Raw genomic sequence first — 25,827 nt, 5'->3', positions numbered from 1 at the left:
ACGAATAGCTTTAAATTTTTTAGCTGATATCCAGCTTTAGTAGCTGCGAATAGCGGTGAATGCCGCGAGCAACTTCTGTGAATCTTTTTTGCCTGGTGCGCTTTCTACACCAGAGTTTAAATCTAATCCCAAGCAACCTAGTGTCGCTGCTTGTTGAGCATTTTCTGGCGACAGTCCGCCCGCTAGCATAATTTGACTTGGGTCGCCGATCAGTGACCAGTCGAACACTTGACCAGTTCCGCCAGTTTGAGTGCCAACTTGCGCATCTAATAAATGGCGATCAATGTTGTCTGCTAGCAGTTCTGGCTTGGCATCAGTCACGCCGTAAGCTTTCCAAATTTCTACCGTTGCTGGCAGTTCGGCTTTGAGTTGGTTTACGTAAGCTTGGTCTTCTTGACCGTGCAGTTGCACCGCTTTTAAACCCAAAGAGGTGACGACAGAAGCAACAAAATCGATATCGTGATTTTGGAAAACGCCTACATAGTTCAGTGGAGCACCGCTCATGGTTAAGCGAGCACCTTCAAGGTCAACCGCACGCTTCGACTTCTCGACAAAAATCAGGCCACCAAATACCGCGCCAGCTTGATATGCTTTTGCTGCGTCATCTGGATGCGTTAAGCCACACACTTTGTTTTCGCCTAACGTCACTTTACGTACAGCAAGTTCTAGGTTGTCTTCCGCCATCAGTGAACTACCAATCAAGAAGCCGTCTGCGTATTCCGCTAAATCACGAACTTGTTTATGTGTATAAATGCCAGATTCTGAGATTACTGTTGCGTTAGGAGCCAGTTCGCGAATTGTCGGTGCCAGTTCTTTAGTACGATTCAAATCAGTACTTAGGTCGCGAAGGTTACGGTTATTGATGCCGATAACGCGTGCGCCAAGCTTAACGGCACGATGAAGCTCTTCTTCGTTGCTGACTTCGGTCAAGATACCCATGTTCAGGCTGTGTGCTGCCTCCTCTAGCGCTTTGTACTCTTCGTCATTCAGGACAGAAAGCATCAATAGCACAGCATCAGCACTGTAATGACGTGCTAGGTAAACTTGGTAGGTGTCTATCATGAAGTCTTTACAAATAACTGGTTGTTTGACTTGACCACGCACTTGAGGAAGAAAGTCAAAGTTACCTTGGAAGTACTTCTCGTCTGTTAGGACTGAAATCGCATCAGCATGGTTGTTGTAAACCGATGCAATGTAATCCAAGTCGAAGTGATCACGAATCAAACCTTTAGAAGGAGATGCCTTCTTACATTCGGTGATGAATGCCGTCTTTTCGCCACTCAGAGCATTGTAGAAGCTGCGGTCCGATGGCAGCAAATCAGACTGAAATGTGCTTAGCGGTTGAGACACCTTACGGTCTGCTACCCACTGATATTTGTCGCGGACAATTTTCGCCAGTACTTCTGCCATTTCTGCTTCTTTCTTAGAAACGTGTTCAGACAGGTTGTCAGCTTGCTGAGTGTTGAAGTCAGTCATCTTCTTCAATTCCTTAAGCGTGTGCGGCAAGTTGTTGTACCAAATGGTACGCCTTGCCTGAGTTCATTGCCTCAAGCGCTTGTTGCGTGTTGGCTTTTAAATCTTCGTGGCCGAATAGACGCATTAGCAGAGCAACGTTTACTGCCACTGCACCCAATTGTGCATCTGTACCTTTACCCGTCAGAATATTGGTAATGATCGCTTTGTTTTCTTCAGGATCGCCACCTTTGATCGCTTCTAGCGGGTGCGCGTCTAGACCGAAGTCTGCAGGCGTTAGCGTGTACTCTGTGATCTTACCGTCTTTGATTTCGGCAACGGTTGTTTCACCGTGAATTGCTACTTCGTCCAAGCCACTGCCGTGAACTACAGCGGCGCGCTTCATACCCATTTGTAGCATGGTTTCTGCGATAGGACGAACCAGTTCTTCACTGTAAACGCCCATCAATTCGATGTTAGGACGAGCAGGGTTAATCAGTGGACCAAGGATGTTAAAGATGGTGCGTGTTTTCATGGTTTGACGCACTGGCATCGCATGGCGCACACCACCGTGGTACTGAGGTGCAAATAGGAAAGCAACACCGATCTCGTCTACCGCTTTGCGCGTATCTTCTGCGCTCATAGCTAGGTTGATACCAAATGAATCAAGAAGGTCAGAAGAACCAGATTTGCTTGAAACGCTGCGGTTACCGTGTTTCGCTACTTTTAGACCACATGCTGCAGCAACAAACGCCGCAGTGGTTGAAATGTTGATGGTGTTGTGACCGTCGCCGCCAGTGCCTACGATATCTGCGAAATCGTAATCTGGGCGAGGGAATGGGTTTGCGTTTGCCAGTAGTGCTTTTGCCGCGCCTGCTATTTCATCCGGCGTTTCGCCTTTGATTTTTAGTGCAGTCAGTGCTGATGCCATCAAAATTGGGTCTAGTTCACCACGGATAATGATGTCGAATAGCTGTTGGCTCTCTTCCTGAGTAAGCGATTCTTGCTCGTACAGTTTGGTAATAATAGGGTTGATGATTGCTTCCATATTTCCTCTCCTAAATTTCTTATGTGCCAAGTGCTTTTTAAGCAGTGAGTGGGTTCGTTGAAGTTTGTTCTTCAAGTGCCCATTCAATGGCATTGGCCAACAGTGTTGCTCCGTAGGTCGTCATAATAGATTCCGGGTGGAACTGGAACCCGCAAACTTTATCTTCTTCATGTACAACAGACATTACCAAGTCATCCACTTCTGCTGTGATGGTTAGGCTCTCAGGAACCTTGGTCGCAACCAGCGAGTGGTAACGTGCAATTGCAAGTGGTGATGGTAGGTTTTGGTAAATCGCATGGTTTTGGTGCTCCATCATAGAGACCTTACCGTGAATGATTTCGCCCGCGCCAGCAACAGTACCGCCGTACGCTTCAACAATCGCTTGGTGACCAAGACAAATGCCGATCATCGGCACTTTGCCTTTCATACGTTGGATAAGCTCTGGCATTGAGCCTGCCTCTGAAGGTGCACCAGGACCTGGTGATAGCAGAACCACTGGGTTTTCAAGCTCATTTACCGCTTGTTCAATGGTTTCTGCTGGGATGTTGTTTCGGTAAATCTTGACTGAGTGACCTAGCGAGCGGAATTGATCCACAAGGTTGTAGGTGAACGAGTCAAAGTTGTCGATAAAAATGATATTAGCCATCTCTGAACCCTATTCCTTATTGTGAATTATGCGCTGCTTGGATAGCAGAGATTACCGCTTGTGCTTTGCCGCGCGTTTCGTCTGCTTCCGCTTGTGGATCAGAGTCGAACACCACGCCAGCACCAGCTTGAACTTGAGCAATGCCGTTCTCAACGTACGCTGAGCGGATCACGATACAGGTGTCGAGTGTGCCTTCACCAGTGAGGTAGCCAACAGCGCCGCCGTAGCTACCGCGTCGTGCGCCTTCTACATCGCGAATCAACTGCATGGCACGAATCTTAGGTGCGCCGGTGAGCGTACCCATGTTCATACATGCTTGGTATGCGTGCAGCGCGTCTAGGTCTTCACGCAGTTGACCAACCACACGAGACACCAAGTGCATTACGTGGCTGTAGCGGTCGACTTTTAGAAGGTCTGCTACGTGGCGAGTACCAGATTGAGCAATACGAGCGACGTCGTTACGTGCCAAGTCAACCAACATCATGTGTTCTGCGTTTTCTTTCATGTCGGTGCGCAGTTCAAGTTCGATGCGACTATCTAGGTCGAAATCAATCTCGCCGTTAGGGCGCTTACCACGGCGACGTGTGCCTGCTATTGGGTAGATTTCAATTTGGTTAGTGTGTGTTTCGTACTTAAGCGCACTTTCTGGTGATGCGCCAAACAGAGTGAACAGCTCATCTTGCATGTAAAACATGTAAGGGCTTGGGTTACTTTGTTTCAGTTCTTTGTAAGCCGCGAGTGGAGAAGGGCAAGGTAGAGTGAATCTACGAGACGGTACAACTTGGAATACATCGCCTTTCACTACGAACTCTTTTAAGTCGCGAACGGTTTGGCAGAAGTCTGTATCAGACACGCTAGGTTCTACCGTTACATCTGTTATTTGCTCTGCACTCGGCAACAGTTTTGGCGCTGCACACTGGACGCTAATTTCTGCAATACGAGTCTCTAACGTTGTTTTCTCTGAACCATCAACAAACAACGTCGCTTGAAGCTGGCAAGATTCCGTTTGATGGTCGACAACAAGTAGTGTTTCCGCTACGTAGAAAACGTAATCTGGACACTGATTTGTTGCTTTTGCATTACCAAGCGGCTCGAAGTTTGCGACTAAGTCGTAGGCAAACAGACCACCAAGGAAAATCGCGTGCTTGTCTTGCTGCGAAATATCAAAACTATGCTGAACCAAACGCAGCGCATCGAAAGAAGAGGCTTCACGTAGGCGAGAGTCTTCATCTAACGTGTCGCATGGCTGGTTAAACTCCAAAGTTAGCGTTTCGCCATCGAACTTGCTCTCAACGTCACCACGGATGTTTTGGTTTAGGTGAGACAGTAGGTTTTTACCGTTATTGGTCAAGGCGTGCATGCTAACGGTATGGCCGAAGCAAACAATGCGAACCGCTGAATCTACGATCAGCAGGGATTTTAAATTTTGCTTTGAATCGATCTCAGCAGATTCCAGCAATAGGCTGTCAGTTTTGTTCTCACATAGTGTGTGGAACAAGCGAGTCGGGTCTTGAGTATAAGGGACGGAAGCCGTTAGCACTTCAAGCTGTCCAAGTTTCTTAATTTCAATGGCCTTGTTCACAAGACCTCCTTGTAGCTGTTTAAATCTTCCTGCCGTACATAGTCGCATAAAGCAAACGTTCTCCCAATCTAGAGTTGGCCATATTCGATTAATGTTTAGGCAGTTGAATGTGAAATGAGCAACAAAACAAAAAAGCCCGCTTAAGTAGCGGGCTTTACAACGTTTGGTTCTATAAACTAGAAGTATACGTTTGCCCACCAAGAACTAGTCCAAGTGCGCCACCAAGCAAGATCTGATGAGTTTGCCTTATTAAGACAAACCGCAACTTTCGCTTTTTGGTTTTGGTTAAATTCTTGTAACATGGTGAACCTTAAATTACGTACTTTGTATTTGTGTACTAGTTAACTAGTGCGAGAGTAAAAAGTCAACCCCAAAACGGCATTAAAACGATAAAAATATGAGAATTGATTTACATAGTCACACCACTGCATCGGACGGTCGGTTAGAACCTAAAGATTTAGTGGAAAGGGCGCTGAGTTTTGATATCGAGGTTTTGGCGATCACTGATCACGATACGGTTGACGGTTTGGCGTTAGCTAAGCAATACGTTCAAGATAATAATTTGCCGATAAAAATCATCAATGGCATTGAGATATCGACCGTCTGGCAAAACAAAGACATTCATATTGTCGGCCTGAATATTGATCCGGAAAATGAACAATTATCTGCCCTCATAGAACAGCAGAAGCAGCATCGCATAACACGATCTGAGTTAATTGCAGAGCGACTACAAAAAGCAACTCGAGTAGGTGTGCTTGAAGAGGTAAGGCAAATCGCCGGTGATGCTCCAGTGACAAGAGCGCATTTCGCGAAATGGTTGGTAGATAATGGTTACGCAAAAACCATGCAAATGGTGTTTAAAAAATACCTAACGCGTAATAACCCAGGTTATGTACCACCGAATTGGTGTTCGATGAAGGATGCGGTTGATGCTATCCATGCGGCTGGTGGAATGGCGGTATTAGCGCATCCTGGCAGATATAAGTTGACAGCGAAGTGGATTAAGCGTCTTCTAGCAGCGTTTGTCGAAGCAGGTGGTGATGCGATGGAAGTTGCACAGCCACAGCAAGCGCAACAAGAAAGGCGCAACTTGGCTGATTATGCTATACAATACAAACTATTAGCCTCTCAAGGCAGTGATTTTCACTACCCATCACCGTGGATGGAGCTAGGAAGGAACCTATGGTTGCCTGCTGGCGTCGAACCAGTTTGGAAAGATTGGGGAATAGATCCTTCGTTGAATAATACTCAGTAATACGAAGTCGAGAACCCATAAAAATATAGAGCCGAGAGGCTCGATAATGAGGAATTACAATGAGCCAGTTTTTTTACGTTCACCCAGAAAACCCACAGGCTCGCTTGATTAATCAAGCAGTAGCAATCATTCGTAACGGCGGCGTTGTGGTTTACCCTACTGATTCAGGGTACGCACTTGGCTGTCAGTTGGAGAACAAACAAGCACTGGAACGAATCTGTCAGATTCGTCGTCTGGATGATAAGCATAACTTTACTTTACTGTGTCGTGATTTGTCGGAGCTTTCTCTCTATGCGCGAGTGGATAACTCTGCATTCCGACTGCTGAAAAATAACACACCAGGTCCTTACACCTTCATCTTCAAAGGCACAAAAGAAGTGCCGCGTCGTTTGATGAATGCAAAACGTAAGACCATCGGTATCCGTGTCCCAGACAATCAAATTGCCTTGGACTTGTTGGAAGCATTAGGTGAACCGATGATGTCTACGTCGTTGATTCTACCTGGCAGTGACGTAACAGAATCTGATCCAGAGGATATTCGCGATAAACTAGAACATGCGGTTGATGTGATTCTTAATGGCGGTTACCTAGGTGAACAACCTACGACTGTAATTGACTTTAGCGAAGGTGAACCTGTTGTAGTTCGTTTGGGATCAGGTGACCCTGCACCATTCGAATAGTAGACGCACCACCGCCAAACAAAATAGGAGGCATCGCGCCTCCTATTTTAGTTGTCATATCGAATATCTCATTGAACTTAACTGATTGAGGTTAAGCAAAATCGAAAATGTCGATACCATTTTGTTCTGCATAGTTGATGTATGCAGAGCTCACACCGTTTAGTGTCACTTCAACATTGTATTCATCACTTGAGAATACTGCCCAGCCACATTCATTGTAAGATAAAGTCAGATCATCCGCTGAATCCAAGAACGTATCTCGAATGCCATCGTTATCAGTGTCTCGGCCCATATCAAAGACAAGTTTGTCATGGAAAATATTAAAATCGACAATGTCGGCTTTGACATCAATATCGTTGGAAGATACTGGCTGATCAGGTACACCAATAGCCAGGCGGTTTGTAAGCACGAAGGTGTCGTCTCCACAGCCACCGCTCAGTACTGATTCACCATCACCAACAACGAGGGTGTCGTTACCCCAGCCACCACTCAAGTAGTTGTTGCCTGAATAATCAAAAATTGTGTCGTCGCCACAGCCACCAAAGAGTTTGTCGTTTCCTAATCCTCCGGATAGGAAATCGTTTCCAAAGCCGCCAGAAACAAAGTCGTTACCTCGGCCACCAAGCAAGGTATCGTCTCCCCAGCCACCGAAGACAATATCATTACCTCCGTATCCTACAAACTTATCATCACCACAGAAGCCGAAGAAAATATCGGTTGTTTCAGAGCCTTTTGTGCCTGTCATATCGTCATCTTGAGATGTCCCAAAAATCCAATTTAGGTCGAGATTTAGCATAGACATTGTTCTATTCCTTTTTGTCTGATTTATGCCAATCGCCGAGAGTGCAGAGCGAACCGAGTGAGTCAGAGTACACGATAGCATTAGTGTTATTTTTGATGTGAACTAATGACTTAAAGACAATTTTTGTCTTGTTACCCACGACCGTGCTTTGCTATGAGCGCTCATTGTCTGCGGTGATTGGTATTACTTAGCAGCAAACCGGGACGGCTTATTCTTCGTTGTTTTCTAGCAATACGAACAGTAAACACACCCCAAGTGGTTATTGTTGTAACCCTGACAATTTTATCAGGTACCGCGTGGTTAAAGTGGTTCAGGAAGACCGATATTAGTGGGATTCTCGTTGAGCAATGACTGCTTTAAGTAGTAAAAAAGTTGCAGAATAGGACAAATATTTCGGTCATTTTTGAAGTGAATTTTGGTGTAGAGAATGGCGCCGATTTAGCTTACATTAACTAAGAAAGTTACGTATAATGTCCGACCGAAAAATCCCACTGAAATGGGTAAATAGCAAAATGCAGACCAATCCTGGTCTAGACGTCTGTGAAGACGACACATAGGTAGATAAATGAGCGAAAAGTTACAAAAAGTATTAGCACGTGCTGGTCACGGTTCTCGTCGTGAGATTGAATCGTTAATTAAATCTGGTCGCGTTAGCGTGAACGGTGTAGTCGCTAAGCTTGGTGAAAGACTTGAAGACGAGAGCAGCGTAGTTCGTATCGATGGTCACATTGTCTCTGCAAAGATTCAAGAAGAAGTGATTTGTCGTGTACTTGCGTACTACAAACCTGAGGGTGAACTGTGTACTCGTCACGATCCAGAAGGTCGTCGTACTGTTTTTGATCGTCTGCCAAAAATTCGTGGCTCTCGTTGGATTTCAGTTGGTCGTCTGGATGCGAACACTTCTGGTCTTCTACTTTTCACAACGGATGGTGAACTGGCGAACCGCTTAATGCACCCAAGCCGCCAAGTTGAACGTGAATACCTAGTACGTGTGTTCGGTGAAGTAACTGAACAGAAAGTTCGTAATCTAGTAAAAGGTGTTGAACTGGAAGACGGTTTAGCTCGCTTTGAAGATGTTGTTTACGCGGGTGGTGAAGGCATGAACCACACGTTTTACGTTGTTATCAACGAAGGTCGTAACCGCGAAGTTCGTCGACTATGGGAATCGCAAGAGTGTACCGTTAGCCGTCTGAAACGTGTTCGTTACGGCGACATCTTCTTAGACAAGAAACTGCCTCGTGGCGGTTGGATGGAGCTTGACCTGAAAGAAGTAAACTACTTGCGTGAGCTTGTAGAGCTTCGTCCAGAGAAAGAAACCATGCTTGATCTGAACAAAGACAACACGTCACGCAAACGTGAGCGTGCACGCAGCCAAAAAATTCGTCGCGCAGTTAAGCGCCATGAAGAGCGTGTTAACACGCCAAAAGGTCGCAGCAACAACCCTTCTCGTCGTAAGCCGAAGAAGACTGCTGGTGACCAAGGCGCACGCAACAAGCATCGTTAATCGATAGCAAAACATCAGAAAGGCTTGCCAATTCGGCAAGCCTTTTTCTTATCTGTTACATAACAAAAGGGTCTAAAGCCTATATAGAGCAGGGTGCTTTGTATAAACAAATATCTCAGCTAGACGAAAATAACAGATAAAAAAATACCAGCACTAGGCTGGTATCTTTGTTCATGATGAAGAAACGTTAATCGCGTTTCCAAAGCATATGGCAGAACTTATGTTCAGGGTCTCGGCTGATTAGCATACGAGCAAATACGTCATCAAGAACGTCATTTTCCTCATTTACTAGGCCGATACGAACCTCTGCATATACTTCTTTGTCGATCTCGAAGCCAACATGTTCAACCCAGTCATCACTGGTTTCAACAAGTTCTGCGGCACCACGATCTTCAAATTGCGCAGTAAACAGAATCACGTCAGCAGGCTCTAGGTTATCTGGAGCCATCTCAAGGAAAATGTCGTACGCTGCGTCGATGACGTCGTCGTAAGAAATCAAATCAGACATGCTTATGCTCGGCTCATGTATTTACGTTCAGCTGTGTTAATGATAACACGGTCACCAGTTGCAATGTACTCAGGAACCTGGATGACAAGACCTGAAGCGAAGCGTGCTGGCTTAGTGCGAGCAGATGCAGAAGCACCTTTGATTGAAGGGTCAGTTTCTTCAATCACTAGCTCAACAGAAGATGGTAGTTCAATACCCACTGCAGCACCGTTAACAAGGATAATGTGGATACCTTGTGTATCTTCGTTGATGAACAGCATGTCGTCTTCAACTTCATTGTGCTTGAATGTGTATTGTGAGTAGTCTTCGTTATCCATGAAGATGTGCTCATCGCCGTCAGCGTATGAGTACACAACTGCACGTTTGTTCATTTCTACCGTTTCAACAACGTCATCAGACTTGTAACGCTCATCTACACGTGCGCCCGTGTTTAGATCTGTACAACGCATTTTGTAGATTTTAGCGCCGCCACGACCGCCAGGAGTCGTTACTTCGATGTCTTTAACTAGAAGAGTTTTACCATTAGACTCGATTGCGAAGCCTTTTTTGATTTCACTTGCCTTTGGCATTGTATATTCCTATTCATACTTATTAAGCAAAACTCGGTGATTATAGCGCTAAGTTAGCCGCCTAGCATTAAAATTCATTGCAGAAATTTGTTGTTACTCCCATGACTAAACACCTGAATGGACTTGATTCGGTGAGTCGGCTAAGAGAACATATAGCCCAACTTCTGGAACCATCTGAGAACACGTTTTAAGTCATGTCTCTGCCTGTTATCGATCCTAAACAACCATTTCAACCAGAGTTTGCGCCTTTAATTAGGGAAGTCACCGCTTGTCTCAAAGGTGGACTGGGGCAAAACTTACACAGCGTTTATGTATACGGTAGTGTTGCTCGCAAAACAGCGATCGTTGGGAAGTCGAACTTAGACTTGGTTGTCGTTACTCAATCATCCTTTGAGCACAATAGCGCGACTTTGCTCAACACAATTAAGTGGCGTGCGCAGCAGAGTTACCCTCACGTTAATGGTGTATCGGTCCGTACAGCCTTAGTGAGCGAAGTAGCTAATTTAGACAGTATTTTCACTTGGGGCTTTATGCTTAAGCATTGCTGTGTCTGTGTTTATGGTGATGATCTAGCAGACTGTTTTGGTGATTACGTCCCAAGTTGGGAAATTGCTAAGCACTGGAATATGGATGTGGAAGATTGGATTACGGCTTATCGCAAAAAAATCGTACAAGCGAAGACGATAGAAGAGCAGGTGGCCGCCCAGCGCGTGATTGCTAAAAAGTTACTAAGAGCGTCATACTCTTTGGTGATGTATCGAGATAAACGTTGGTTTGATGACCCCGTAGAGTGTGGCAAGGTATTCTTAACTTATCATCCTGAAAAGCAGCTTGAGATCGAGCGGCTAGAAATTTTACTTTCTGGCCGGGGGATTCCCAAGCGTTCTGTTATCGGGCTAATTGATGCGTTTGGTGATTGGTTAGTCAAACAGTACCAGAAAACAGAGTTTCGTATCGGCTAAAACAACCCCATTTGCGGCGCTGAAAGCCTGTCAAAGTCCGTCCCAATGAAAGGGAGAATCGCATCTGCAACGGGTTTGAGTTGTTTATCAATGTAATGTTGATAATCAATCGGGCTATTGAGGTACTCATAAGGTTCAGGGCCGTTCACGGTAATAATGTATTCAATTCGTCCTTGGTTTTGATACTGTAATGGGCGGCCAAGCTTGGCATTTATCTCATCCGCTAAACGAGCTGCACGCACTTGTGGCGGGACGTTCTTCTGATACTCATGCAGTTTTCTGCGCAGTCGCTTTTGATACACCAACTGTTCATCAAATTCACCGTTGTTAGTTTTCTCAACCATCTCTCGGACATAGTCGCTTGGATCTTCACCATGGAAAATCATGCTATAGAGTGTATTTTGAAATTTCTGTGCTAACGAGGTCCAGTCAGTACGGGCACTTTCTAACCCTTTAAATACAATCCGTTCTTGCTCTCCTTCACCGATTAAACCCGCATAGCGCTTTTTCGAGCCAGTTTCTGCGCCACGAATCGTTGGCATAAGGAATCTGCGATAATGGGTTTCATACTCGATTTCCAACATAGATGTTAGGTTGTACTCAGAACGCAGGTGTTCTTGCCACCAAGAGTTGATGTAATCAACTAATTGATTTCCAACAGCGTCAGCTTCTACTTGACTGTATGGTCGATTCAACGACACGAATGTGGAATCCGTATCGCCGTAAATCACTTGATATCCTTGCTCCTCGATCAGCACCTTGGTTTGCTTCATGATTTCATGTCCGCGCATGGTAATACTAGAAGCTAACCGAGTATCAAAGAAACGACATCCCGATGAGCCCAGTACGCCATAAAAGGAGTTCATGATGATTTTGATTGCCTGAGAAAAAGCTTTTTCATTGTTCTTCTTTGCAACATCACGTGCTGCCCAAAGCTGTTCAATCATTTCTGGTAAAAAGTGTTTCGTACGATGGAACTGCCCACCGCGAAAGCCAGGTACAGCCTGATTTTCTTCTTTTCCAATATCGAGCAATAACCCCTCAACTAAACCCATAGGATCAATCAAGAAAGAGCGAATAATCGATGGATATAGACTCTTAAAATCCAATACTAAAACAGAATCATATAGGTTAGGGATGGAGTCCATCACGTAACCGCCTGGGCTCGCAATCCAACTTTCAGGGTGTAGGTTTGGGGCAACGTAGCCTGCTCGGTGTATCTGAGGCATGTATAGGTTTGTGAATGCTGCAACCGAACCGCCGACACGATCCAGTTCGACACCAGTGAGACGAGAGCGCTCTATTGCAAAGTCAAGCAGGTGAGTGTGATTGAAAATCTTATTCACTAACACGCAGTCTTGTAAATTATATTTAGCCAGCGATGGTTTGTCGGAGCGGTACATACGATTGATCTCATCCATGCGGTCATGAACGTTGTGGATTTCTTTCCCTTCCCCTAAGAGTTCTTGAGATACAGACTCTAATGACCAAGACCGAAAGTGATAAGTCGCCGTTTTTAACGTATCGATACCGTCCATTACAACTCGCCCTGGAATGGAAATAAACCCTTGTTGGCTTTGAGATGAACTTCTGAAAAAGCTGGCTTGGTCTGCTCTACCAAGCATTAGCTTCATGTTGTGCCATTCTGCTCGTTTGTGTAGCAGACGAAAGTCAAAATCAATGACGTTCCAACCGACAATGACATCGGGGTCGAACTGTTTAAACCAAACGATGAGTGCTTCTAGAAGCGCTTTTTCATCCTTAACCCATTGTATCGGTGTCTCCGAAGGTTCTGCTTCTCCGATCATGATAACGCGGGAATCCATGACGCTGTCTAATCCGATTGAGTAAAGAATGCCTTTCTCAGAGCATTCTATATCTAGCGAGACAACGTTTAACTTCGGCTCATATTGCCCCGCACGGCATTTTGCGCTCTGGACGCGTTGGTAGCCATTGGTGCGAGTCACATTGCCTGTAAACTCGATACTGCCTTTGATAAAACGCTCCATTAGGTAGCGATCGGCGAGGCGAATATCACTTTCGTACGTAGTGATATCTTTTTGAGCGAATGTGTCTTTGAGTGCGAGAGCGTCTCTGGTTACATTGGTATAGCAGGCAGCAAGAGGCGTATGTTCAAACGTTTTGAGATCCAAAAGGCGGATGTCGACGAATATGTTTTTTTCTCGTGCGAGTGTCTTTGCTTGCTCTGAGTGTTTCTGAGCGATGAAAAATACTGGCTTCTCACCATTAATAAGTAACTGAGTAGGACCTGCTTCTGTCGAAAGCCACAACTCGATTTGAGTTTGACCTTTGATGTCTCGTGCCTGTCGAGTAAGCAGAAAGCCTTGTTGGATATTCAAATGTGAGAAACCTTAGAAAACTTGAAGAACGTTAGTTTAACACTAAGAACTGTAAAAATAACCAGTAAAGAAAGCGTCTCAATTTTTGCTGGAATTAGTGATTACAAGTTAGTCTTTGGTGCAAGAGGGACAGTGTCATTTTAAGTTATAGCGTGTTTCTCTGGGCAATATGAAATCTAGTTACTTGATTTATTGTACTTAATGTTGTTAATTGTCTTTTCTTAGATTTCGGTTCTGCTCATCACGCTCTAAAATAATAGAGTGGTTTATGAATAAGTTCTTGCTAAAGTTTGCGTTTCAGCACATATTCATAGAAAGCAATTTTTTGTCGATTACGTTAGTATATAGGCAGTCATACTGATATCCACATTTAACAAATAATGGTTATGTGGGTGCAGAACCAATACAAAGTGTGGAGATACAAGTTTGATAAATGTTTTCCTTGTAGATGATCACGAGCTGGTTCGCACAGGGATACGACGTATTATTGAAGACGTCCGTGGAATGAACGTAGCAGGAGAAGCTGACAGCGGTGAAGATGCAGTAAAATGGTGTCGCAGTAATCATGCTGACGTCGTTTTAATGGACATGAACATGCCAGGAATTGGCGGCTTGGAAGCCACTAAAAAAATTCTTCGCGTGAATCCTGATGTGAAAATCATCGTACTTACCGTTCATACAGAAAACCCGTTTCCAACCAAGGTGATGCAGGCAGGTGCGTCTGGTTATTTAACCAAAGGTGCTGGCCCTGACGAAATGGTGAATGCGATTCGTGTAGTTAATAGTGGGCAGCGTTACATCTCGCCAGAGATTGCGCAGCAGATGGCATTGAGTCAATTTTCTCCAGCCTCTGAGAACCCTTTTAAAGACTTATCCGAACGTGAATTGCAGATCATGCTTATGATCACCAAAGGCCAAAAGGTAACGGATATTTCTGAGCAACTTAATTTAAGTCCAAAGACAGTCAACAGCTATCGCTACCGACTCTTTAGTAAATTGGACATTAATGGTGACGTTGAGTTAACTCACTTAGCGATTCGCCACGGAATGCTGGACACCGAGACCCTTTAGCGTGAATCCTCCTTTCGATTCGGCTTCCTTTCTCAAGACAGTAACTCATCAGCCCGGCGTTTACAGAATGTACAACGCCGAAGCTGTTGTAATCTACGTAGGTAAAGCCAAAGACCTTAAAAAGCGCCTTTCAAGCTACTTTCGAAAAAAAGTAGACAGTGAGAAAACTCGCGCGCTTGTCAGTAATATCGCCAAAATAGACGTCACGGTGACTCACACTGAGACAGAAGCGCTGATCTTAGAGCATAACTACATCAAGCAGTATTTACCGAAATACAATGTGTTGCTGCGAGATGATAAGTCTTACCCTTATATCTTTATTAGCGGTCATAAGCACCCACGGCTTTCTATCCACCGTGGCGCCAAGAAGCGCAAAGGTGAATATTTTGGCCCCTACCCAGATTCTGGTGCAGTAAGAGAAACATTGCATTTGCTGCAAAAGATATTTCCTGTGCGCCAGTGTGAAGACACTGTCTATTCCAACCGAACGCGCCCATGTTTGATGTACCAAATTGGTCGTTGTGCAGGACCATGCGTTAATACCATCATTTCTGATGAAGAATATGCAGAGTTGGTTGGCTTTGTGCGAATGTTTTTGCAAGGCAAAGATCAGCAAGTACTCAAACAACTGATCGAGAAAATGGAAGTTGCCAGTCAGCAATTGCGCTTTGAAGATGCCGCTAAATTTCGCGATCAAATCCAAGCGATTAGGCGTGTTCAAGAGCAGCAGTACGTCTCAGAAGACAGCATGGATGATATGGATGTACTCGGGTTTGCTCAGGAGAATGGTATCGCGTGTATCCATATCCTGATGATACGCCAAGGCAAAGTGCTTGGTAGCCGTAGCCATTTTCCGAAAATCCCACAAAATACAAGCCAGCAGGAAGTGTTCGATAGTTTTCTGACTCAATACTATTTGAGCCATAACGAAGCACGTACAATTCCTTCTCGTATTATTTTGAATCAAGAGTTGGCAGAAGATATTGCGCCAATACAGAAAGCGTTAAGTGAAGTGGCAGGCCGTAAGGTTCATTTTCATACGTCGCCAACTGGCTCTCGAGCAAGGTATCTCAAGCTTTCGAACACGAATGCACTAACGGCGATTACCACCAAAATCAATCACAAGATGACAATTAATCAGCGTTTTCATGCGCTTCGCGAAACATTGAAGTTGGAGTCTATAGCTCGAATGGAATGTTTTGATATCTCCCATACGATGGGGGAAAGCACGATTGCGTCATGTGTGGTGTTCAACAACGAAGGCCCCGTAAAGCAAGAGTATCGTCGCTACAACATTACTGGGATTACCGGTGGTGATGATTACGCAGCAATGGGACAAGCGTTGGAGCGCCGTTATTCGAAGCAATTGGACGTAGAGAAAATTCCCGACATCATCTTTATCGATGGCGGTAAAGGTCAGTTAAATCGTGCGCATGACATCATTTCGCAATATTGGGGGGATTGGCCAAAGCGTCCCATCATGATTGGTATTGCAAAAGGCGTTACTCGCAAACCAGGTTTAGAAACGCTGATTACAGTCGATGGGGAGGAGTTTCATTTACCAAGCGATGCTCCTGCGCTGCACCTTATCCAACATATTCGTGATGAAAGCCATAACCATGCTATAGCGGGGCACCGTGCTAAGCGAGGTAAAACCAGACGTACGAGTGCACTCGAAGGGATTGAGGGAATCGGCCCTAAACGACGTCAGGCGTTACTCAAGTACATGGGTGGGTTACAAGAACTTAAACGTGCAAGTGTCGAAGAAATCGCCAAAGTACCGGGAATAAGTCACTCTTTAGCAGAAATTATTTTCCAAGCATTGAAACAATAAGGAAAATCGCGCAACATTAAGCCGCAATGTGTAAGAGAATAATAAAATGCGTTTGAATATCCCGAACATTCTGTCTCTTCTTAGACTGTTCCTAATCCCTGTTTTTGTGGTTGTCTTTTATCTACCTTATTCATGGGCACCGTTTGCAGCAGCAATGGTGTTTTGGGTAGCGGGTTTTACTGACTGGCTTGACGGCATGTTGGCCCGTAAACTTGGCCAAACTTCTCGTTTTGGCGCGTTTATTGATCCTGTCGCTGATAAAGTGCTAGTGGCAACGGCATTGATTCTAATCACGGAACATTATCATTCAATTTGGGTGACCATTCCTGCGGTAACGATGATTGCGCGAGAAATCATTATCTCAGCATTGCGAGAATGGATGGCTGAAATCGGTAAGCGAGCAAGTGTTGCGGTATCTTGGGTTGGCAAAGTAAAAACTGTTTCGCAAATGTTCGCCTTATGGGTGTTGATATGGCGTTACGATGAATGGATGGTTTGGCTAGGCTTTGCGGCCTTGTATGTGGCAACTTTCTTGACATATTGGTCAATGATTCAATATTTGGCTGCTGCGAAAGACGATCTGTTGAATGAAGAGCACCATTAAATTCTGATGTTAGAAAGCAGGCTTAATAGCCTGCTTTTTTGTATCTAAGACAATCTACAGCATTTTTTGGCTTCTCTCGCTTTTCAATGCTTGCTAACGGCCATGTTTGCAATTTGTATCTGGGGCTTTTGCTTCGATAGAGTTCTATTTGTGATCTAAGTCTTGTTTTTGTCCTTGGAGAGTCTTAGAGAGGCGAGTCTTCTGATTATTAATACTTCAATGCACGCAACGCACGGCCAGCAGTGTAAGGCGTAGCCAAAGTTTTATGATAAACAAGTGTATTTAAGCGATTTTTAGTATTAAAACTAAGCAATCCATCGTCTTTCGCACAAATTCTAGTCAAACGATTTAAAAAAATAAAAATAGTGTTGACTCGATCGCTCGAATCCGTAGAATGCATCCCGTACCCAAGAGAGCGCGGCTCAAAAGGGTTGTGAAAAAGCTTAGCTTTATTCACAAATTAGGCGCCTTGGCAGAGTGGCTATGCAGCGGATTGCAAATCCGTGGACCTCGGTTCGACTCCGGGAGGCGCCTCCATTATTCTTTTGAGAGCGAATGGCTTTCGAGAATGAATGCGACACTAGCTCAGTTGGTAGAGCGCAACCTTGCCAAGGTTGAGGTCACGAGTTCGAACCTCGTGTGTCGCTCCAAGTTTTATTGATATGGCATTAGCGGTATCAGATGGTGTTTTACTTTTCTGTAAAGGCATCACAAAGAATATTTGTGTGCCCTGGTGGTGGAATTGGTAGACACAAGGGATTTAAAATCCCTCGACGTTCGCGTTGTGCCGGTTCAAGTCCGGCCCGGGGCACCATCTCATATTAAATGCGACACTAGCTCAGTTGGTAGAGCGCAACCTTGCCAAGGTTGAGGTCACGAGTTCGAACCTCGTGTGTCGCTCCAGATTTAAGGCCTAACATGAAAATGTTAGGCCTTTTTCGTATTTTTTGAAAATCTCAAACTTCTTTTCTGTCACAGACTTCGTTAAGTAACGAACCCTTTGTCTCATTGACTCAAGTGATTGTTCATTCTGCCATTGCAAAGCATCTTAGCCATTCCTACTAGTCTATGTTTAAACCATCACTTGTGGAGAATAACCACTCTTGAACCAGGCAAAGCTGTGACGAGAATGCTATCTTTTTAAATGTTCCGGATATAGAAAGGAATGTTTTACGATTAAGCAGCACAACCTTAAACCTCTGTTTAGATGAGGTGATGATATCTCAAGAATATTTGTTTAAATAACAGCTATTTGAGAGAAGCAGAAAAGCATAGCTCATGAATATGAACATGTGAGTTGCAATGGGGTATGTTTTGTTGTGATTTACATCACTGTTACTAATATGAAAAATCGTTGCCAGAAGATTTTATTTTGTGATAAATTCGCGCGCAATCTCGGAGCGTAATTAACAACGTTTGATCTCTGGGGGATACGCGTAGTGACCATTCAAGCTGATTGTGACACTGCGTAGGGTAGGTATCGGCAAAGCCTTTTGTCGATAGACGGGATACTAATGCTGTAAACGCGGCATATTAATGGGAAACCCAACATTGAAACCTTTGAATAAACACACACTAATCAGCTTCATACTGCCGAAATGTCCTGTTTTACAAAACGGGTGCATTACAGAACCTTGATTAATCCCTTTTACATATAAAGCCGCGAGTATCGTGGTGGATGATCTGTATTTGTCATTTATGCACTGACAAATGCGGAGGGGTATTCACACCTCCTGTAATTTCATTCTAATGATTATTAATACAGGATACAGAATTATTATAATTCAAGGGATTATGTAGTATGAGCACTGCCTTTGAAGTCGATAGCAATATCGCAAACATTTTTTCGTCTCAGGTTCCTATCGTTGAGGGAACGTATGACTTAACGCCAGATCAAGTATTGATTGATCAGGCTGAGCATGAATCTGAAGTACGTTCTTATCCACGTCGTTTGCCGATCGCAATTAAACAAGCCTTTGGGTGCTTGGTTGAAGATACGCGTGGACAGATCTTTCTAGACTGCCTTGCGGGGGCAGGCACTCTAGCTTTGGGGTATAACCATCCTGAAATAAACCAAGCTCTGAAAGAGCAATTAGATTCAGGACTGCCATATCAGACGCTAGATATTGCAACATCAGCAAAAACGACGTTTATTCAATCTGTTAAATCTTTTCTTCCTCAAGAGTTAAGCGAGAACAGCGTTATCCAATTTTGTGGCCCGTCTGGAGCTGATGCGGTTGAAGCTGCTATCAAGCTCGCGAAACAGACTACCGGTCGCAACACTATGTTTGCCTTCCGTGGCGCATACCATGGTATGACTAATGGTACGATGGGGATGATGGGTAACTTAGGCACGAAAGCGCGTCGAACTGGTTTGATGTCGGATGTGCACTTTATGCCTTTCCCATACAACCTGCGTTGTCCTTTTGGGCTTGGCGGTGATGAAGGTGCGAAAGCAAGTATTCGCTATATCGATCGTCTTTTAAACGATGATGAGTCAGGCATTATGAAGCCTGCCGCGATTATCGTGGAGCCAGTGCAAGGTGAGGGTGGTGTTGTTCCTGCGCCAGCATTCTGGCTACGAGAGTTACGTCGTATTTGTGATGAACACGGTATCTTACTGATCTTCGATGAGATCCAGTGTGGTGTTGGTAAAACTGGCTACAATTTCGCGTTCGAAGAGTCGGGCATTGTTCCAGATATTCTGTGTTTATCAAAAGCAATTGGCGGTGGATTACCAATGTCGCTATTGGTTATCAATAAGCAACATGATACATGGAAGCCGGGCGAGCACACAGGTACATTTCGTGGTAACCAGTTAGCCATGGTCTCTGGTGCGAAAGCATTAGAAATTATCCAGCGTGATAATCTTGTTGAGCATGCCAATATTGCGGGTCAGTACTTGCGCTACGGCCTTGAAAGTATTCAAAAGCGTGTGAACTGTATCGCAGAGGTTCGTGGCAAAGGTTTGATGCTAGGCGTGGAGATTAAAACTCCAAACGGTGAGCTCAATAAATTTGGTGAACCTCAAGCGGATAGTGAACTTACACTTTCTATTCAACGCGCAGCACTCGAGCGTGGCTTGATCGTTGAGAAAGGTGGACGCGAAGGCGCAGTAATTCGTTTCCTTCCTCCTCTTATCATCTCGTTTGAGCAAATCGACTTTGCTTTACGTGTATTTGAAGACGCGATTTTAGCCGCTGGCGGTAGTCACATCGAAACTCAGCCACAAGATGAATGGAAGAAGCATTTCATCCACACTGGAGAGATGGGCAGCAATGAATTTGCTTCGGTGATGAATCACACTACTACGGCAATGAAGTCAGTGTTTGAACAAGTGACTGCACCGTATTCAGGTATGGATCCAAAAGCATTGGAAGCAGCAATTCACGACGTTGATCTTGATAATGGAAATGCGCCTCTTAAATCCGTTATCGACGATGCTGCTGATCTGGTCGCGAAAAACGCAATTTTTACTCAACATCCAGATTGTATTGCTCACCTGCATACTCCACCGTTGATGCCAGCGATTGCGGCAGAGGCAATGATTGCGGCTTTGAACCAGTCGATGGACTCATGGGATCAAGCTTCATCAGCGACTTATGTTGAACAGAAAGTTGTGAACTGGCTATGCGATAAATATGAGTTAGGTGAAAAAGCGGACGGTATCTTCACGAGCGGCGGCACGCAAAGTAACCAAATGGGTTTGATGCTTGCGCGAGATTGGATTGCTGACAAACTCAGTGCACACTCAATTCAAAAGCTTGGCCTTCCTGAATACGCAGACAAGCTACGTATTGTATGTTCGAAAAAATCCCACTTCACGGTTCAAAAATCAGCGTCTTGGATGGGATTGGGGGAAAAAGCGGTCATGGCCGTCGATGCTAATGCCGATGGAACGATGGATGTCACTAAGTTAGACGAAGTTCTCAATCAGGCCAAAGCAGAAGGTTTAATCCCATTTGCCATTGTTGGCACTGCGGGTACAACGGATCACGGTGCTATTGATGACTTAGACTTTATCGCCGATATCGCAGCGAAACATGACATGTGGATGCACGTCGACGGTGCATACGGTGGAGCTCTGATTCTAAGTAGCCAAAAAGCGCGTCTGAAAGGTTGTGAGCGTGCACATTCCATCAGCGTAGACTTCCATAAGCTGTTTTACCAAACCATCAGTTGTGGTGCGCTATTGGTAAATGACAAGTCTAACTTTAAATTCCTGCTTCACCATGCAGACTATTTGAACCGCGAACACGACGAACTACCGAACTTGGTGGATAAGTCTATTGCGACAACTAAGCGTTTTGATGCGCTCAAAGTGTTTATGACGATGCAAAGCGTAGGGCCAAAAGCCCTAGGCGATATGTATGATCATTTGCTTGAACAGACGCTTGAAGTGGCGGACATGATTCGAGATAACAAACACTTTGAGTTGTTGGCTGAACCATCACTATCTACGGTTCTGTTCCGCGCGACACATGAATCAGCGGATCTTGATGAACTGAACAAAACGTTGCGCTTAGAAGCGTTAACACGCGGTATCGCGGTATTGGGTGAAACCATTGTCGACGATAAAACTGCATTGAAATTTACGATTTTGAACCCGTGTCTGACGACGGTGGACTTTGAATCTTTGCTCTCAAAAATCAATACGCTAGCGGCAGAGCTAGTTTAACAAAGGTAACGGAAAACTATGGCAATTCTACAGATTGGTGCAGGCGGCGTTGGCTGGGTAGTTGCACATAAAGCAGCACAAAACAACGACGTTCTGGGTGATATCACAATCGCATCACGTACCGTAGGTAAGTGTGAGAAAATCATCGAATCGATTCAGAAGAAAAACAATCTGAAAGATTCAACTAAGAAATTAGAAGCGCGAGCGGTAAACGCGGACGACGTAGATTCTTTAGTTGCTTTAATTAAAGAAGTACAACCTGACTTAGTGATCAACGCAGGTCCTCCTTGGGTGAACATGTCTATTATGGAAGCATGTTACCAAGCTAAAGTGTCATACCTTGATACATCTGTTGCGGTTGATTTGTGCTCTGAAGGCCAACAAGTACCTCAAGCTTACGATTGGCAGTGGGGTTACCGTGAGAAGTTTGAAGAAGCGGGCATTACAGGTATTCTTGGTGCTGGTTTCGATCCGGGCGTAGTATCGGTGTTTGCCGCATACGCAGTGAAACATCTGTTCGATGAAATCGATACTATCGACGTAATGGATGTAAACGCAGGCGACCACGGTAAGAAGTTCGCAACTAACTTTGATCCAGAAACGAACATGCTTGAGATTCAAGGCGATTCGTTCTACTGGGAAAACGGCGAGTGGAAACAAGTACCTTGTCACTCACGTATGCTTGAGTTTGAATTCCCGAATTGTGGTTCACACAAAGTGTACTCAATGGCGCACGACGAAGTTCGATCTATGCAAGAGTTCATCCCGGCGAAACGCATCGAATTCTGGATGGGCTTTGGTGACCGTTACCTAAACTACTTCAATGTGATGCGCGACATCGGTCTACTCAGCCCAGATCCACTAACGCTTCATGACGGTACGGTTGTTCAACCTTTGCACGTGCTAAAAGCACTACTACCAGATCCAACATCACTCGCGCCAGGCTACACTGGCCTAACGTGTATCGGTACTTGGGTTCAAGGTAAGAAAGATGGTAAAGAGCGCAGTGTATTTATTTACAACAACGCTGATCACGAAGTCGCATACGAAGATGTTGAACACCAAGCTATCTCATACACCACTGGCGTACCAGCGATCACTGCGGCTTTGCAGTTCTTCCGTGGCAAATGGGCAGACAAAGGCGTGTTCAACATGGAGCAGCTAGATCCAGACCCATTCCTAGAAACCATGCCATCTATTGGTCTAGATTGGCATGTTCAAGAACTGGATCCAGGACAACCTGTTATCCATAAATTGAAGTAAGAATTTAGCGACTCTTATTTGTACGTTTAAGCCGATGCACTTGCGTCGGCTTTGTTCGATTTTATAGTGTCTTTGCTAAGGCGAAGGGACGTAAGGTATCAAAATGCAACAAAACGAACTAAAAACGCCATACTTCATGATCAATGAAGACAAGCTGATTGAGAACCTAGAGAAAGCAAAACAGCTAAAAGACATCTCTGGTGTGAAGCTTGTATTAGCACTGAAGTGCTTCTCAACATGGGGTGTATTCGACATCATCAAGCCTTACCTAGACGGAACAACAAGTTCTGGCCCGTTTGAAGTGAAGCTTGGCTACGAAACGTTCGGTGGTGAGACACACGCATACAGTGTGGGTTACAGCGAAGATGACGTTCGCGATGTGGCGGACATCTGTGACAAGATGATCTTTAACTCTCAGTCACAGCTAGCGGCTTATCGTCATATTGTCGAAGGCAAAGCATCGATTGGCTTGCGCCTAAACCCAGGTGTGAGCTATGCAGGGCAAGACTTAGCAAACCCAGCGCGTCAATTCTCTCGTCTTGGTGTTCAGGCTGATCACATCAAACCGGAAATTTTTGATGGTATTGATGGCGTAATGTTCCACATGAACTGTGAGAACAAAGACGTGGATGCGTTTATCGGCTTACTCGATGCTATTTCAGATCAGTTTGGCGAGTACCTAGATAAGCTGGACTGGGTAAGCATGGGCGGCGGCGTGTTCTTCACATGGCCGGGGTACGATATCGAGAAGTTGGGGTTAGCACTTAAAGCGTTCTCAGAGAAACACGGCGTACAAATGTATTTAGAGCCGGGTGAAGCGATAATTACTAAGACAACTGATCTCGTTGTAACAGTGGTTGATATTGTAGAGAACGTAAAGAAGACGGCGATTGTCGATTCAGCCACAGAAGCTCACCGCTTAGATACGTTGATCTACAATGAGCCAGCGTCAATTCTTGAAGCATCTGAAAATGGTGAACATGAGTATGTGATCGGCTCGTGCTCTTGTTTGGCTGGTGACCAGTTCTGCGTGGCGAACTTCGAACAGCCTCTAGAGATAGGACAGCGTCTGCATATTCTAGATAGTGCCGGTTACACCATGGTGAAACTGAACTGGTTTAACGGTCTACGTATGCCGTCGGTCTACTGTGAACGCTCGAATGGTGACATTCAAAAACTGAATGAATTTGACTACTCTGATTTCAAACGTTCACTGTCTCAGTGGTCAGTGAAATAAAACGTATTGAGTATTAGAACGACAAAGAGCAGCTGAATTGCTGCTCTTTTTATTGGGGAAGCGTTAAAGGTATGCAGTTAGCTTTCTACAATTACACGAGTGTCTTCACTCAGAGATTCTAACTCATTGGCTATGTCTTCAATTTCTAGCTCGCTAGGTAGTTTTATCGCCATTTTAGCGCTGAATAAGCTAGAGCTTACCCCTCCGCCTCCAGCAATGAATACACGCTGACAATCCATATCTAAAATTGAGATACCTTGATTATCGAGAACGTGAGTAATTTCATTCACAATACCCGCTCTATCGTTGGCATCTAAACGAAGTTGGAAGATAGTGTCTTCACGATATGAATGAGGTTCAGAGTCGACGAACCTAACAACAAGAGTCTGACAAGAAGAGAACGCCTGTTTAACGATGTCGGCATTTTCTCTTGGAAGCTCTACTTTGATGACACCTGCAACTTGGTCTTCGATAAAGTTTACTTTGCTGATCAGCCATTTCCCGCCGTTTTCGTGTGTGATTGCAGCGAGCTCTTTAATCGTGGCGGGTGACGCTTGTCCGACAAAATTAACAATAAATACGGTGTTCATAATGTCCCCTCCTGGAATCAAGGTTTGGACGCAGTACGAATAAACGTGCTACTTAAGTTATTGGAATAAATCCTTTTATTTAGTGTAGGTGCTAAGGGCGGGTAATGTTTGATGAAAGTCAATTTTTAACACTAATTCGTGATGCAAATAATTAAAACAATGTTCAGAGCACAAAAAAAGCAGCCATCGTAAGGCTGCTTTTTACCGAGTATCAACTTAGGATTAGAAGGTTACTTTTAACTCGACACCATAAAATTGACTGTCATAGTTTGCGCCTGCGTCCATGGCGAATTTTGCAACATCTTGGTTTCCAAACCAAGGTGATGAATTGAATTGTAGTTCTGCACTACCGCCCCATGCATCAGTTACCCAATAATGAATATGTCCAACAGGGTTTAAGAAGAAGAGCGAAACATCACCTGCGGTTTCAGAGCCCATAACTTCGCCGCCGTTTGCAATAATGTCTTGCTCAGCCGTTAACATCATTTCACCAACAACAGCACCAAAGAATGGTGTGATAAAAATATCCTGCCAAGATGGTACTTCTGCGAACGCCTCCACGCCATACTCCCAAAAGAACGTCGACATAGTTGCGGAGTACAAAAACGACTGAAATTCATTATAGCCAGCGTGACGTGCTGCCGTGTAGTAAACGCCGCCAAAATATGGGTGCATGATGTAGTTGAGGACATGTTCATCGCGATCCCAAACAGGGCCGTCAGAGACATTATCTTTCCACTTTTGCCCCAACTTACTCATGTCTCGGTCTTCTTCGTCCCATTTGGTGATACTTTCTGGAAGAAAAGTCATCATGCCTACGGTCGCGATACTGAGACCTAGAATGGTGTAGGTTTGACCCATCAGGTAATCCCAGTCTTTATCTTGAGGGATGATGAGATGTTTAGGCTGAAGCCCTGCGTCAAGGTTTAGCGAATCATCATTATTCTGTTCATACATAACACCGCGATTTTGAGCCTCGAAGGTGTACAGAGTCGTCGTTTCGCAGTAACCTGACAAGCAATCAGGTGTGTAAGAAAACTCTGTATGACGGCTTAGATCATAGTGACTTGCGTGCGCAAGCGCTGACGAAGCCAAGCAAAGGCCTGTTAGAGTCGTCTTGAACATGGATGATTTTGACACAAAGGTCTCCGAGTTAATGGTGTATGTTCGGGCTCGTAATTA

21 protein-coding genes, 4 tRNA genes and 1 other annotated feature are annotated in these 25,827 nt (G+C 44.8%); of the genes, 14 read left to right on the top strand and 11 right to left on the bottom strand.

Translation table 11 applies throughout. The features are described from left to right. Positions 1-36: 36 nt before the first annotated feature. The 5 genes from trpCF to R7Z77_RS06830 all read right to left on the bottom strand — a co-directional run bounded on the left by trpCF (position 37) and on the right by R7Z77_RS06830 (position 5,030). Positions 37-1,476 carry a bifunctional indole-3-glycerol-phosphate synthase TrpC/phosphoribosylanthranilate isomerase TrpF gene (gene trpCF / locus R7Z77_RS06850; RefSeq protein ID WP_213967814.1) on the bottom strand — a complete coding sequence of 480 codons (1,440 nt, stop codon included), beginning with the start codon at positions 1,474-1,476 and terminating at the stop codon, positions 37-39. Positions 1,477-1,489: 13 nt separating this feature from the next. Beyond that, complete coding sequence (gene trpD, locus R7Z77_RS06845; protein ID WP_318136624.1) at positions 1,490-2,500, bottom strand: anthranilate phosphoribosyltransferase; 1,011 nt, start codon at positions 2,498-2,500, stop codon at positions 1,490-1,492. Positions 2,501-2,537: 37 nt separating this feature from the next. Then, on the bottom strand, positions 2,538-3,146 hold the full coding sequence (locus tag R7Z77_RS06840) for an aminodeoxychorismate/anthranilate synthase component II (protein WP_053807588.1): 609 nt from the start codon (positions 3,144-3,146) through the stop codon (positions 2,538-2,540). 16 nt (positions 3,147-3,162) lie between these two features. Continuing rightward, positions 3,163-4,728 carry an anthranilate synthase component 1 gene (locus R7Z77_RS06835; RefSeq protein WP_064354137.1) on the bottom strand — a complete coding sequence of 522 codons (1,566 nt, stop codon included), beginning with the start codon at positions 4,726-4,728 and terminating at the stop codon, positions 3,163-3,165. Between the two features lie 126 nt (positions 4,729-4,854). Next, positions 4,855-4,958 (bottom strand) — a sequence feature (Trp leader region). After that, a complete protein-coding gene (locus R7Z77_RS06830; RefSeq protein WP_005376787.1) occupies positions 4,905-5,030 on the bottom strand; it encodes a trp operon leader peptide in 126 nt (41 codons plus the stop codon). It overlaps the preceding feature by 54 nt. A 95-nt stretch (positions 5,031-5,125) precedes the next feature. Between R7Z77_RS06830 and rnm the strand changes: the two genes are divergently transcribed. Together rnm and R7Z77_RS06820 are read left to right on the top strand one after the other, a co-directional pair. Beyond that, positions 5,126-5,983, top strand: a complete 858-nt coding sequence (gene rnm / locus R7Z77_RS06825; protein WP_005386777.1) for an RNase RNM — start codon at positions 5,126-5,128, stop codon at positions 5,981-5,983. Between the two features lie 59 nt (positions 5,984-6,042). Continuing rightward, complete coding sequence (locus tag R7Z77_RS06820; RefSeq protein ID WP_005376791.1) at positions 6,043-6,663, top strand: L-threonylcarbamoyladenylate synthase; 621 nt, start codon at positions 6,043-6,045, stop codon at positions 6,661-6,663. Positions 6,664-6,754: 91 nt separating this feature from the next. Here R7Z77_RS06820 and R7Z77_RS06815 read toward each other — a convergent pair whose 3' ends face one another. Then, a complete protein-coding gene (locus R7Z77_RS06815; protein ID WP_005376796.1) occupies positions 6,755-7,465 on the bottom strand; it encodes a calcium-binding protein in 711 nt (236 codons plus the stop codon). 565 nt (positions 7,466-8,030) lie between these two features. On the opposite strand from R7Z77_RS06815, the gene rluB reads away from it, so the two are divergent. Further along, positions 8,031-8,969, top strand: a complete 939-nt coding sequence (gene rluB, locus R7Z77_RS06810) for a 23S rRNA pseudouridine(2605) synthase RluB (protein ID WP_005376798.1) — start codon at positions 8,031-8,033, stop codon at positions 8,967-8,969. Positions 8,970-9,156: 187 nt separating this feature from the next. Here the strand turns inward: rluB and R7Z77_RS06805 are convergent, their stop codons facing one another. Both R7Z77_RS06805 and yeiP read right to left on the bottom strand, forming a co-directional pair. Further along, on the bottom strand, positions 9,157-9,477 hold the full coding sequence (locus tag R7Z77_RS06805) for an HI1450 family dsDNA-mimic protein (protein WP_074191537.1): 321 nt from the start codon (positions 9,475-9,477) through the stop codon (positions 9,157-9,159). 2 nt (positions 9,478-9,479) lie between these two features. Further along, a complete protein-coding gene (yeiP, locus tag R7Z77_RS06800) occupies positions 9,480-10,046 on the bottom strand; it encodes an elongation factor P-like protein YeiP (RefSeq protein ID WP_005376801.1) in 567 nt (188 codons plus the stop codon). Positions 10,047-10,240: 194 nt separating this feature from the next. Here yeiP and R7Z77_RS06795 point away from each other — a divergent pair, with 194 nt between their 5' ends. Continuing rightward, positions 10,241-11,008, top strand: coding sequence for a hypothetical protein (locus R7Z77_RS06795; protein WP_064354136.1), 768 nt, complete (start codon positions 10,241-10,243; stop codon positions 11,006-11,008). On the opposite strand, the gene R7Z77_RS06790 is transcribed toward R7Z77_RS06795, so the two are convergent. Beyond that, on the bottom strand, positions 11,005-13,368 hold the full coding sequence (locus tag R7Z77_RS06790; RefSeq protein WP_213967812.1) for a DNA polymerase II: 2,364 nt from the start codon (positions 13,366-13,368) through the stop codon (positions 11,005-11,007). The genes R7Z77_RS06795 and R7Z77_RS06790 overlap by 4 nt on opposite strands. A gap of 426 nt (positions 13,369-13,794) precedes the next feature. Between R7Z77_RS06790 and uvrY the strand changes: the two genes are divergently transcribed. From uvrY to nspC, 10 genes are all read left to right on the top strand, one after another. Then, positions 13,795-14,439, top strand: coding sequence for a UvrY/SirA/GacA family response regulator transcription factor (gene uvrY, locus R7Z77_RS06785; protein ID WP_005386783.1), 645 nt, complete (start codon positions 13,795-13,797; stop codon positions 14,437-14,439). Between the two features lies 1 nt (position 14,440). Then, entirely contained in the window at positions 14,441-16,273 is a 1,833-nt protein-coding gene (uvrC, locus tag R7Z77_RS06780; RefSeq protein ID WP_025998705.1) for an excinuclease ABC subunit UvrC, read from the top strand. 46 nt (positions 16,274-16,319) lie between these two features. After that, the gene (pgsA, locus tag R7Z77_RS06775; RefSeq protein ID WP_005394805.1) at positions 16,320-16,877 is read left to right on the top strand and encodes a CDP-diacylglycerol--glycerol-3-phosphate 3-phosphatidyltransferase; all 558 of its coding nucleotides are present in this window, start codon (positions 16,320-16,322) and stop codon (positions 16,875-16,877) included. 463 nt (positions 16,878-17,340) lie between these two features. Further along, positions 17,341-17,414 (top strand) — tRNA-Cys (locus R7Z77_RS06770). A gap of 37 nt (positions 17,415-17,451) precedes the next feature. Next, positions 17,452-17,527 (top strand) — tRNA-Gly (locus R7Z77_RS06765). Between the two features lie 77 nt (positions 17,528-17,604). Continuing rightward, positions 17,605-17,691 (top strand) — tRNA-Leu (locus tag R7Z77_RS06760). A 13-nt stretch (positions 17,692-17,704) separates the two neighbouring features. Beyond that, positions 17,705-17,780: transfer RNA gene (locus R7Z77_RS06755), tRNA-Gly, on the top strand. Between the two features lie 898 nt (positions 17,781-18,678). Then, positions 18,679-21,555 (top strand): pyridoxal phosphate-dependent class III aminotransferase, encoded by a 2,877-nt coding sequence (locus R7Z77_RS06750; protein WP_213967811.1) that lies wholly within the window; start codon positions 18,679-18,681, stop codon positions 21,553-21,555. Positions 21,556-21,573: 18 nt separating this feature from the next. After that, positions 21,574-22,818: a carboxynorspermidine synthase gene (locus R7Z77_RS06745; protein ID WP_170891606.1), complete on the top strand. Its 1,245-nt coding sequence runs from the start codon at positions 21,574-21,576 to the stop codon at positions 22,816-22,818. 103 nt (positions 22,819-22,921) lie between these two features. Further along, positions 22,922-24,055 carry a carboxynorspermidine decarboxylase gene (gene nspC, locus R7Z77_RS06740; protein WP_025767273.1) on the top strand — a complete coding sequence of 378 codons (1,134 nt, stop codon included), beginning with the start codon at positions 22,922-22,924 and terminating at the stop codon, positions 24,053-24,055. Positions 24,056-24,132: 77 nt separating this feature from the next. Here nspC and R7Z77_RS06735 read toward each other — a convergent pair whose 3' ends face one another. Together R7Z77_RS06735 and R7Z77_RS06730 are read right to left on the bottom strand one after the other, a co-directional pair. Next, a complete protein-coding gene (locus R7Z77_RS06735) occupies positions 24,133-24,645 on the bottom strand; it encodes a glycine cleavage system protein R (protein WP_005376814.1) in 513 nt (170 codons plus the stop codon). 222 nt (positions 24,646-24,867) lie between these two features. Next, on the bottom strand, positions 24,868-25,770 hold the full coding sequence (locus R7Z77_RS06730; protein ID WP_005376815.1) for a DUF3943 domain-containing protein: 903 nt from the start codon (positions 25,768-25,770) through the stop codon (positions 24,868-24,870). Between the last annotated feature and the right edge of the window lie 57 nt (positions 25,771-25,827).

The sequence above is a fragment of the Vibrio sp. 1401 genome, from assembly GCF_033340295.1.
Note: the sequence above shows the minus strand (reverse complement) of the source record. Positions and strands in the feature narration are given on the sequence as shown.